The sequence below is a fragment of the Acinetobacter sp. GWC1_38_13 genome, from assembly GCF_001767535.1.
GTDB classification, from domain to species: Bacteria; Pseudomonadota; Gammaproteobacteria; order Pseudomonadales; family Moraxellaceae; genus Acinetobacter; species Acinetobacter junii.
In genome coordinates this window covers 1-11,021 of the sequence record NZ_MELG01000080.1, presented here as the reverse complement: position 1 = coordinate 11,021, position 11,021 = coordinate 1, and the positions used below count along the sequence as shown (strand labels likewise).

Here is an 11,021-nt window from a genome sequence, read left to right as displayed (position 1 = left end):
ATCGAGATGTTTTACAATCGAATCAGGCGTCATTCGCACCTCGACGGAATGAGCCCAGAAGCATTTGAGACAGCTTCAAAATGAGGCGGTCTCATGTCTAGGATACTGGGAGCAGTCCAAATGGTAATTCCTTATCTTTAAAATAGAGAACGCCCGATGAAATTCATTAGGCGTTTACTTAAATATATGTCAGCTTATTTTTTAACTAGATGTACTTGTCAAGCACGATTCTTTTTCTAAATTGCCTTTAAAAAATCAATCTTGCTATTTTTGACTTTTCACACCATTTTGTTCAATTTGTACTGCGGCTTGCCAGCTAGGTAGTTGGCTTAAACCTGCTACATAACGTTGGATATGCGGATAATTTTCACCTTGTCCCATATGATGAACTAAAGCATGTAGTCCAAAGCCCATCATAAAGTCAGCACCGGTTAAACGGTCTGCCACTAGAAATTCTTTATCTTTTAAATATTCATTTAAATAGCTAAATACTTTATCGAACTCAACTTGAGTATAATTTTCTAGAAATACCAACTTCGTACCCTGCTTGGTTTCTATCGCATTAAACGTTTTTAACAAAAATGGCAGCATGGCAGAGCTTTCTGAGAAATGAATCCACTGTAGATAATCGACATAGGTAGGTTCATCCATATCTGGTGCTAAATGCGGCGCAACTTGCTGAATTAATAACTCAACGATTGCGCCTGACTCTGCAATAACTTTGCCATCCCATTCCAATACTGGAGATTTCCCTAAAGGATGGATGGTTTTTAAAGATTCAGGGGCCAAATGCGTGCTTGAGTCACGATAATAGCGTTTCAGCTCATAGGGCTGCTTGATTTCTTCAAGTAACCACAAGATACGAAAAGAACGTGATTGATCTAAATGATGTAGTGTAATCATGATAATTCCTATTTTTTAAATTTTTACAACCACTTTGCCAAAGTTTTCGCCTTTCAACATACCATTGAAAGCATTGATCGTGTTATCTAAACCTTGCACCATATGCTCTTTATATTTGATTTTTCCTTCTTTCAACCATTCAGACATTTGCTGATAGAATTCCGGATACTGACTGCCATAATCATCAAAAATAATAAAGCCTTGCATGCGAATACGCTTTTTTAAAAGGGTGGAAATAAAGCCCGGTAAACGGTCTGGCCCTTGTGCTTGCTCGGTAGCGTTATACTGGGAAACCACACCACACACCGGTACACGTGCCGCAGAGTTAAGCAATGGCCATACCGCATCAAACACTTTACCCCCCACATTCTCATAATAAATATCAATACCGTTGGGAGCTGCTTGTTGTAATTGTTCTGCAAAATTTTCATCATGATGATTGATACAAGCATCGAAGCCGAGTTCTTTTACAGCATAACGGCATTTTTCAACCCCGCCCGCGACGCCAACCACGCGACAACCTTTAATTTTGCCAATCTGTCCAACCGTAGCACCAACAGGTCCCGTTGCAGCTGCAACGACTAAAGTTTCACCGGCTTTAGGCTGACCAATGTCCAACAGCCCCATATAAGCAGTAAATCCTGGCATTCCCAAAATACCCAATGCCCAAGATGGATGTTCAGGTTGCATACTTAAGCTTTGACATGCTGTCCCATTAGAAATTGCGTAGCTCTGCCAGCCATTTCCTGAAAGAACCCACTCGCCTTCTTTGAATTTTGGGTTTTTAGAGGCCACCACTTGACTGACTGTTCCACCGACCATCACTTCGTCAATTTCAACCGGTGCTGCATATGAAGGAGCATCACTCATGCGACCACGCATATAAGGATCGAGTGACAAGTAAATGGTTTTTAACAATATCTCGCCTTGTTTAAGTTCATTGAGTTCAACTTGTTCAATACGAAAATCGCTGTGTTTTGGCTCACCCACTGGCCGTTTAGCTAAAACGATGCGTTGATTAATAACTGTTTTCACACATATAACTCCATGTTTTATTTAGAAGTATTTCTCTTAACAATCAAAAATTATGATTAAAATTTCTTTACACCCATTGTAGATGAGTTATAATAAAAAACAATACGACTGGTCTATTTTTACAATAGAGTAAACAATTAATATGAAGCCTAATCCTATTAAAAAGTCTGAAGCGAAGCGCTTACACATTCTTAACACCAGTTCAGACCTGATTTTGCATAAAGGTTTTACTGGTGTAGGATTACAGGAAATTTTACAGAGCTGTGAGATCCCTAAAGGCTCGTTTTATCATTATTTCCAATCTAAGGAAGCTTTCGGATGTGAATTGGTGCAGCATTATGTGGATAATTATCAAGTCCGTTTAAATGATGTATGGCGTAGCGATAAATCCCCTTATCAAAAGCTGATTGAGTATTTTAATTTATGGATAGAAGATCCTGAAACACAGTGTGGTTGGGCGGATAGCTGTTTAATTGTGAAACTTGCCGCAGAAGTTGCCGATCTATCTGAAGATATGCGCTCCATTATGTCCGCTGGCGTCGATGATGTAATCGAACGGATTGCTGCTTTAATTGATTTGGGAAAACAGGATCAGTCTATCCAAGCAGATACTGAGGCCTCGACGTTGGCACAAGTACTTTACCAAATGTGGTTAGGTGCAGCATTACTGACTAAGTTGCAAAAAGATAAAACGCCATTACATCAAGCTCTAAGAGCAACTAAATTTCTATTAAAAAGTGAAGATTCATAAAAATTAAAGGGGCTTAGGAAGTTAAACATATTACAAAGTATGGTAACTTCCTAAGCCCCTAAAAAAATAACCTTCCTTCCTGTATATAGAAAAATAAAGGAAGGAAAGCTATTCACTCAGGCCCTTCACCATTAAGTGAGGGTTATTTTGCTTGTTGCGCCAGTTCCTCAGCGTCCGTAGTTTGCTCACGGGTAAATACCACATACGCAGACATGGGCTACTCCTTATTTAACAATTCAAGGAGTGCACTGGCGGTTGCAGCAGAAGAAGCAGGATTTTGTCCAGTAATGAGTAAGCCATCTACTTGGACATACACTTGCCAGTCACCCGCTTTAGAATAATGACCACCTTTTTCTTTGAGCATATCTTCGACTAAAAACGGTACAACTTCGGTCAATCCTACCGCTTCTTCTTCAGTATTGCTAAAACCTGTCACAGATTTACCGCTGACCAAAGGCTTGCCATCACTGGTTTTTACATGACGAAGAACACCTGGGGCATGACACACTGCTGCAACAGGTTTGCCAGACTGAATCGCCTGTTCAATCAGAGAAATTGAAATCGGATCTTCTGCTAAATCCCACAATGGGCCATGCCCGCCTGGATAAAACACTGCGTCATAATCAGCTACAGAAATTTCGCTAAGTTTATGCGTCTGTGCCAATGCTTGCATTGCAGTTGGATCAGCTTCAAACCGATGAGTAGTTTCAGTTTGCGCATCGGCTAAATTACTTTTCGGATCTAGTGGTGGTTGCCCACCTTGAGGCGACGCCAGCGTAACTTCAGCACCAGAGTCAATAAAGGTGTAATACGGTGCAGCAAGTTCTTCTAGCCAGAAACCTGTTTTCTTACCAGTATTGCCAAGTTGATCATGTGAGGTTAAAACGATTAAAATTTTCATGTTATTTCTCCGATAATTTTCATGATTGAGGAGCATTGTTACAGGGTCAGAGCATGCCAAATACGCGCATTTAGCTTAGATGCTCATCTCGAGAATTTGGCGACTGATCTCTAATGAAACATTTTTATGTTCGCCTAGCTGTGTAAGATTGTGTGATTTAAGTTGCGTAATGATGATCTCAATATCTGTCTCCCCCAGTCCATAATCGCTAAGACGAGTCGGCAATCCAAGTTGCTCAAAGAAAGCTCGAGTACGAGCAATAGCAGTATCAATACGTTGTTCTTCATCACCTTCGACAATCTGCCAGACACGGGCTGCATACTGTAGTAATTTTTCTCGTTTCTCTTGACGACGCACTTGTAGATTGGCGGGCAACACAATGGCCAAGGTACGAGCATGATCAATACCATGTAAAGCCGTGAGCTCATGCCCAATCAAATGGGTTGACCAATCTTGTGGTACACCAGCTCCAATTAGCCCATTCAGTGCCATGCTAGCAGCCCACATCAAATTCGCACGCGTGTCATAATCTGCTGAATCGTCCAAGATTTTCGGTCCAATCTCAATCAGCATTTGCAATAGACCTTCGGCAAAACGATCTTGTACTTGTGCATTGACAGGGTAAGTTATGTACTGTTCCATGACATGAACAAATGCATCGACCACGCCATTTGCTAACTGGCGCGTCGGCAAGCTAAAAGTTTTATTTGGATCCAGTACGGAAAATTGCGGAAAAACATAGGGGCTGCTAAATGACAATTTGGCTTGGGTCGATTTTCTGCTGACTACCCCACCGCTATTCATTTCTGAACCAGTTGCCGGAAGGGTGAGTACACTCGCAAAAGGCAAAGCTTGAGTAATCTTAGTACCATGGGTTTCTAAAATCTCCCATGTATCCCCTGTATAATTGACTGCTGCTGCAATAAATTTAGTACCATCAATTACCGATCCACCACCGACAGCCATCAAGAAATCTATCTTTTGTTCTCGAATCAGCTCTACAGCTTTCATGAGGGTTTCATAACTCGGATTCGGCTCAATTCCGCCAAATTCATGAATTTCTCTTGCACCTAATGCTTCACGCACCTCAGCTAAAGTACCATTCTTACGTGCACTTTCACCACCAAATAACATTAATACTTTTGCATCTGTAGGCACATAGTCATTGATTTTAGCTATTGTATCGCCACCAAAAATAATGCGGGTCGGATTATAAAAGTTAAAATTCAGCATATTTTTATCCTAGGATGATCAGCTAATTGATTTGAAAAACCACCGTTATTCATCAAATAAACTTTAAAAAATTGGACAATACTGCGGCTTTTGACTGCACCATGTGCTAACTATACATAAAAATAGACCAGTCGTCTATTTTTTATAAAAAAATTATTTTAGCTTGCCGACTTGAGTGATGGTTAAACACATTCAGGCTTGTTCTATACCACTTTGATTATTGATTTATTTTCACGAGCGATTGTTGGATGAAAGGTATCAACACGTATGACTACTGACATGGTCGTGAACGCATTGGCTAAAACAGTGAATGGCTCATACAAAATAGCAATGATTAAATATTTTAAAAGCAGATTGGCACGGTTTAGCAGATGTACAAATGCGACAGTAAATTAGATAGATTGGTTCAATATAAAGCATGTAAATAGTTGCATTCGTTTATTTACCCTGCCCTGTTTTGGATATTGACCCATTTAAATGATGAGATTAAGCCAATAAATAAAGTAGCCCAACTTGAATAAAAAGCCTCTGACAAACCTCACAGGGTTGAAGTGCTGCCTTTCATTCAAAATTTCAGGCAGCACCCTCATACATTTAAGCGTCGGTTTAACCTGGTAGTTTACTCGCCAAAACATCTACTTTCTCAATAGACGGTGGCTCTGAGAATAGATCTTCGGCCTGAGCCATCAAAGCAGCTGCAACCTTGCCAGATAAATGTGCTTGGCGACCCGCCTCATCAGGAAATGCATCAAAAATACCAAATGTTGTAGGTCCAAGACGTAGGCCAAACCACGCAACTGTCGCAGGTTCTTCCATTACAATAGGTAAACCGCCTTTAAGGAAAGCTTCCACTTCGTCTTCTTTACCCGGTTTAGCTTCAAGACGGACATATAAAGCTGTTTTAAGCATGACTAAAACTCCACAATTGATTAGAATTCAAACTGAATCTGACATTGCTAATGTATGCATGTCAGAAAGTTTTGTTGTATAAAAGTTAAAAACAATTTTCCATAGCTGAGCCAAAATTTAGGTTTTTATTTCGACATAATGCTATGAATTTATTCAAGTTAATATCATTAACATTTGAATCAAAAAATATTGCTCAAGTAGCATTCAAGAACAACATGTATATCCTCATATCTATGAAAGTTATTTTGCTAGGAATTTGCCGTGAAACTCTATATGTTTCTCTATAAAGCTCGCAATGAAGTAATAGCTATGGTCATACCCTTCTCTTAGATTAAGTGTAAGAGGATATTCTTGTTCCAAACAAATATCACTCAGAAGCTTAGGCCTTAACTGTTCTTCAAGAAAATCATCAGCTGTTCCCTGGTCGACTAAAATAGGTAAATGAACTTCAGCGTTTTTGATTAATTCAATCGCATCATAGCTTTTCCATAAAGTTTCGTTTTCACCTAGGTAGTGTGTAAAAGCCTTTTTCCCCCAAGGTACTTGGCTAGGTGCAACAATTGGTGCAAAAGCAGAAATACTTTTATACAGCTCAGGATTTTTTAACCCAATGACTAATGCACCATGACCACCCATGCTATGCCCCATAATGCTTTGGACTTGATTGGTCGGAAAATTTAGGTTAATCAGATTTCTAAGCTCTTCCACAATATAATCATACATTTTGAAATGCTGTGACCAGGGTGCTTGTGTTGCATTCACATAGAATCCTGCGCCTTGGCCTAAATCATAATCTGCATGATCTGGTACATCCTCTCCACGTGGGCTGGTATCTGGTGCAACAATAATGACTTTATGTTCAGCCGCATACTTTTGTGCTCCGGCTTTAGTAATAAAGTTCTGTTCGTTGCAAGTCAGCCCTGATAACCAATATAAAACTGGCAACCGCTCATCTTTGTCATGAGGTGGCAGATATATTGAGAATTTCATTGAGCAGTTTAATGCTGTTGACTGATGGCGATACACTTCTTGCGATCCACCAAAAGAAGCATGTTTCTCAATTATTTCCATAATCAATTACCTATGTTGAGCAAGACTTCATGAGAAATCGAGTAAACAAAGAGTCTGACATTCTCCACAGAGAATAGTGATTAAGATTTAAAATGTAGGCTGGTTGGTTGAACCTATACACGATGCCTACACAGATAGATCGGTTTTACAGATAATGTGCCGTTTTAGAGGATTCCATGCATATCAATCATGATGCACATGCATGGAAAACTATAAGGTCTGACGCAATTAATCGTAATGAATTACAGTACGAATTGACTTACCTTCATGCATTAGATCAAAGGCTTCATTGATCTGATCCAAGCCCATCGTATGTGTCACAAATGGTTCTAATTGAATTTTACCTTTCATGGCATCTTCAACCATTCCTGGAAGTTGCGTGCGACCTTTTACGCCACCAAAAGCAGAACCTAACCATTTACGACCAGTAACCAGTTGGAATGGACGGGTAGAGATTTCCTGACCTGCGCCAGCTACACCAATAATTACGGATTGTCCCCAGCCACGGTGTGCACTTTCAAGGGCTGCACGCATCACATTCACGTTGCCAATACATTCAAATGAATGATCTACACCCCAACCAGTCATTTCAACAATGACTTGCTGGATTGGTTTATCGTAGTCTTTAGGGTTTAAGAAGTCCGTTGCACCAAACTCTTTTGCCAGCGCAAATTTATCTGGATTCGTGTCAACCACAATAATACGCCCTGCTTTAGCTTGACGTGCGGCTTGTACGACTGCCAGACCAATACCACCTAAACCAAAGACCGCAACACTATCACCTTCTTGTACTTTAGCCGTGTTGTGTACTGCACCGATACCCGTTGTTACCCCACAACCCAGTAAGCAGACATGTTCGTGATTGGCTTCAGGATTGATTTTAGCCAATGATACTTCTGCCACTACCGTATATTCACTGAACGTTGAGCAGCCCATATAGTGGTAAATCGGTTGACCATTGTAGGAAAAACGAGTGGTACCATCCGGCATTACACCTCTACCTTGAGTTTCGCGAACGGAAATACACAAGTTCGATTTTCCAGATTTACAGAATAGGCACTCGCCACATTCAGCAGTGTAAAGTGGAATGACGTGATCACCTGGTTTGACGCTAGTCACGCCTTCACCAACCTCAACTACAACACCAGCACCTTCATGCCCGAGAATAGCAGGAAAAACACCTTCAGGATCATCGCCAGATAAAGTAAATGCGTCAGTATGACACACACCAGTATGGGAAATCTTGATTAATACTTCACCTTTCTTCGGTGGTGCAACATCAACTTCAACAATTTGAAGAGGTTGACCAGGACCAAACGCAACAGCAGCACGTGACTTCATGGAATAACTCCTTATACAGATCTATTTTAAATATGATTTTAGAATCTTGGCGATTTCAGCCAATTCTTCTTTTCGTTGTTGTTCTGTGGTTTCACCTGATACTAAAGTGTCCTTTAAATGAACCTCCAGCATTTCATTCATTAAACCATTAATAGCACCACGCACAGAGCATATTTGTTGCAGAATTGCACCACATTCCACATTGTCTTCTAACGCTTTTTCAATCGCTTGCGTCTGACCTTTGATCCTTCTGACGCGTAGAAGAATCTTTTTTTTGTCTTCAACCTGATTAGGCATCAGACCTCCTTATTTGCTAGCTTTTATACTATAGTACCCCATAGTATAAAAAAAGCAATATTTTTTATAAATCGAAAAATCAAAAAGGTCTTTAGCGAAAATTTTCTATCCCTGTTTTTAGTTTTTTTAAATTGAATAGCCACCAAAATTCTAGACACACCTAACCATCTTTTGATGGGCCTTTTCATAATCTAATGGAGAACGCTGACCATTGGAACCATGTCTGCGTTTTGAATTATAGAACATCTCAATATATTCAAAGATATCGGATCTTGCTTCAGTTCTAGTTGCATAGATTTTCTTTTTAATTCGTTCCCGCTTTAATAGCTGGAAGAAGCTTTCTGCAACAGCATTGTCATGGCAATTTCCTCTACGACTCATACTACTTTCAAGATTATGATGCTTGAGAAATGTCTGCCATTCATGACTGGTGTATTGGCTGCCTTGGTCAGAATGGATTAGGACTTTGTTCTTTGGGTTTCTTCGCCACAAAGCCATCAATAATGCATCTAAAACCAGGTCTGTCGTGATTCTGGATTTCATCGACCAGCCAACAACAAGACGCGAAAATAGGTCAATCACAACTGCGAGATATAGCCACCCTTCATGAGTACGGATATAGGTAATATCAGTGACCCATAATTGGTTCGGCTGCGTTGGATTAAATTGGCGGTCTAAAGTGTTTACAGCAACAACAGCTGGAGTACCAGCATGAGCTCTAGGTTTACGATAGCCTCGCTGTGATTTGAGACCATTCACCTTCATGAGCCGATGTACTCGATTGATCCCGCAACTTTCGCCAACATCTTTCAAATCACAGTGAATCTTGCGATAGCCATAGACTCCGCCAGATTCCAGCCAGAACTGTTTAATTAATCCTGAAAGCTGTTGCCGTTTCTTGGCAGTTTTACTGGTAGGTTGCTTTAGCCAGGCGTAATAACCACTGTGATGAACATCCAGAGTTGAACATAAACGACGAACAGGCCATATGTGCTGATTGTCCTGAATAAAGGCGTACCTCATTTGGACTGGCTTGCGAAGTACACCGCGGCTTTTTTTAATATGTCCCTTTCTTCAGTAACCCGTTGCAGCTCTTTTTTTAACTTTGCCAATTCTGCACTTGGATTATTAGATTCTGTGATCTTGGGCTTCTGTGGATCATAACGTTTAATCCAGGCATACAGACTATGTGTGGTGGTTCCTAAACGTGCAGCAACTTCGGCCACACTATGACCTTTCTCAGTGACTTGCTTTACTGCTTCAATTTTGAATTCTTCAGGGTATCGTTTACTGCTCATAAGCACCTCGTTAATTAGCCATTTTATCTAACTAAAAGGTGTCTACAAAATCGGTGGCTATTCAAATTAACATCATAGAGCTTATGCGAAAGTCACAAAAAAAATGGGACTTTTAGCTCCCATTTTTTATTTTGTCTCATGTTCTTTGTAATGCTGTGACCTTTTAGAATTATGTTTCAAATTTTAGCCACTTTGTAGATATTTTGAACGTTTCAAGCCTTGAAAATACTACCGACAGTTTAGATTAAACTGCCTTTACAGACTGTACTAGAATATTTTTAGTGAGCGGATGATATTTATTATTCATTAGACCTCTTGCGAAAGTCGTTATTGCAAGTTCATCCGGTTTACCAGTGCAGCGATTAAGTTAATGCGTAAACCGAATCTTTTTCGTCTATTTCGATAGCGTTCACTTAGTATTCTAAATCTTTTCAATTGATTATTAATATGTTCGATTACAACTCGTATTTTTCCAATCATTTTATTGTAATTTTTCTCAGCATCAAATAAGGGGAAATTCTTCTTTTTCTTTATTGGCATCAATAATTTAAAGCCATCTTGCTCTAACCCATAGTACCCTAAATCGGTCATAACATAGTCACAATGTTTGAATTTCTTAACTGTTTTTCTTGCCAATTTAATATCATGCTGACTGCCAGACGATATATCTACTCCTATGATTTGTTTGCTCTTCGGATGATAGATTACTTGGGCTTTTAACGTATGTTTCTTCTTTTTACCACTGTAGAACTTACTCTGATTTTTTTTTCGGGCGTTCTATTGAACATTCTGTCGCATCAATAATTACCCAGTTAAATTGTTCGTCTGCTGTGGTAATGCTTCGTTTTGGCAGGGTAAAACGCCTTGATTTCATTAATGCATCTTCAACCTTTTTAATGGTTCGATTCACATTACTTTCAGCGATATGGTAATTTGCAGCCAATTCCAATTGAGTGCTGTAATTCCGTAAGTAATTGAGTGTTAATAATAATTGATCCTCTATAGCTAAAGTATGAGGACGCCCAGATTTCTTTTTAAGTGATTCTGCTTCTTTTAAAACTTCGACCATTTCACTAAAAACTGGTCGAGGTACGCCAACCAAGCGCTTGAATTCAGAATCTGAAAAACGGTTTAATTTCTGATATTTCATGGAATCTAGGACTTACGCATTGACGGATTCAAAAAAGTATTAAAATACCTTATAAAGTATCTGTGATCAGACGAATTAAAAATGCTTCTACAGCAACTTGTACTCTACCCATTTATATGGGCTTTCTCATGA

11 protein-coding genes and 1 pseudogene are annotated in these 11,021 nt (G+C 39.6%); 2 read left to right on the top strand and 10 right to left on the bottom strand.

Going from position 1 to position 11,021, the window contains the following annotated elements:
• Positions 1-264 precede the first annotated feature (264 nt).
• Positions 265-903 carry a glutathione S-transferase family protein gene (locus A2003_RS07935; protein WP_286687129.1) on the bottom strand — a complete coding sequence of 213 codons (639 nt, stop codon included), beginning with the start codon at positions 901-903 and terminating at the stop codon, positions 265-267.
• A gap of 15 nt (positions 904-918) precedes the next feature.
• Entirely contained in the window at positions 919-1,938 is a 1,020-nt protein-coding gene (gene curA / locus A2003_RS07930) for an NADPH-dependent curcumin/dihydrocurcumin reductase (RefSeq protein ID WP_286687128.1), read from the bottom strand.
• Between the two features lie 142 nt (positions 1,939-2,080).
• On the opposite strand from curA, the gene A2003_RS07925 reads away from it, so the two are divergent.
• A complete protein-coding gene (locus tag A2003_RS07925; protein WP_042892984.1) occupies positions 2,081-2,689 on the top strand; it encodes a TetR/AcrR family transcriptional regulator in 609 nt (202 codons plus the stop codon).
• Between the two features lie 217 nt (positions 2,690-2,906).
• On the opposite strand, the gene A2003_RS07920 is transcribed toward A2003_RS07925, so the two are convergent.
• Together A2003_RS07920 and A2003_RS07915 are read right to left on the bottom strand one after the other, a co-directional pair.
• Complete coding sequence (locus A2003_RS07920) at positions 2,907-3,590, bottom strand: type 1 glutamine amidotransferase domain-containing protein (RefSeq protein ID WP_286687127.1); 684 nt, start codon at positions 3,588-3,590, stop codon at positions 2,907-2,909.
• A gap of 75 nt (positions 3,591-3,665) precedes the next feature.
• Positions 3,666-4,823, bottom strand: coding sequence for an iron-containing alcohol dehydrogenase (locus A2003_RS07915; RefSeq protein WP_286687126.1), 1,158 nt, complete (start codon positions 4,821-4,823; stop codon positions 3,666-3,668).
• A gap of 186 nt (positions 4,824-5,009) precedes the next feature.
• Here A2003_RS07915 and A2003_RS07910 point away from each other — a divergent pair.
• Positions 5,010-5,344, top strand: a pseudogene (locus A2003_RS07910) (IS3 family transposase); the annotation flags it as partial.
• 85 nt (positions 5,345-5,429) lie between these two features.
• Here the strand turns inward: A2003_RS07910 and A2003_RS07905 are convergent.
• The 6 genes from A2003_RS07905 to A2003_RS07880 all read right to left on the bottom strand — a co-directional run bounded on the left by A2003_RS07905 (position 5,430) and on the right by A2003_RS07880 (position 10,889).
• Positions 5,430-5,732: a putative quinol monooxygenase gene (locus A2003_RS07905; RefSeq protein ID WP_004740247.1), complete on the bottom strand. Its 303-nt coding sequence runs from the start codon at positions 5,730-5,732 to the stop codon at positions 5,430-5,432.
• A 240-nt stretch (positions 5,733-5,972) separates the two neighbouring features.
• On the bottom strand, positions 5,973-6,803 hold the full coding sequence (gene fghA, locus A2003_RS07900) for an S-formylglutathione hydrolase (protein ID WP_286687125.1): 831 nt from the start codon (positions 6,801-6,803) through the stop codon (positions 5,973-5,975).
• A gap of 228 nt (positions 6,804-7,031) precedes the next feature.
• Entirely contained in the window at positions 7,032-8,144 is a 1,113-nt protein-coding gene (locus A2003_RS07895) for an S-(hydroxymethyl)glutathione dehydrogenase/class III alcohol dehydrogenase (protein ID WP_286687124.1), read from the bottom strand.
• A gap of 21 nt (positions 8,145-8,165) precedes the next feature.
• On the bottom strand, positions 8,166-8,441 hold the full coding sequence (locus tag A2003_RS07890) for a metal/formaldehyde-sensitive transcriptional repressor (RefSeq protein WP_001133625.1): 276 nt from the start codon (positions 8,439-8,441) through the stop codon (positions 8,166-8,168).
• A 150-nt stretch (positions 8,442-8,591) separates the two neighbouring features.
• Positions 8,592-9,739 (bottom strand): IS3 family transposase gene (locus A2003_RS07885; protein ID WP_286687123.1). Its coding sequence is split into 2 segments (ribosomal slippage): positions 8,592-9,502 and positions 9,502-9,739, totalling 1,149 coding nucleotides; the frame shifts between segments, so codons are not numbered across the junction.
• A gap of 327 nt (positions 9,740-10,066) precedes the next feature.
• A protein-coding gene (locus A2003_RS07880) for an IS5 family transposase (protein ID WP_156189619.1) occupies positions 10,067-10,889 on the bottom strand; the annotation gives its coding sequence in 2 pieces (ribosomal slippage) (positions 10,067-10,507 and positions 10,509-10,889; 822 coding nt in all).
• Between the last annotated feature and the right edge of the window lie 132 nt (positions 10,890-11,021).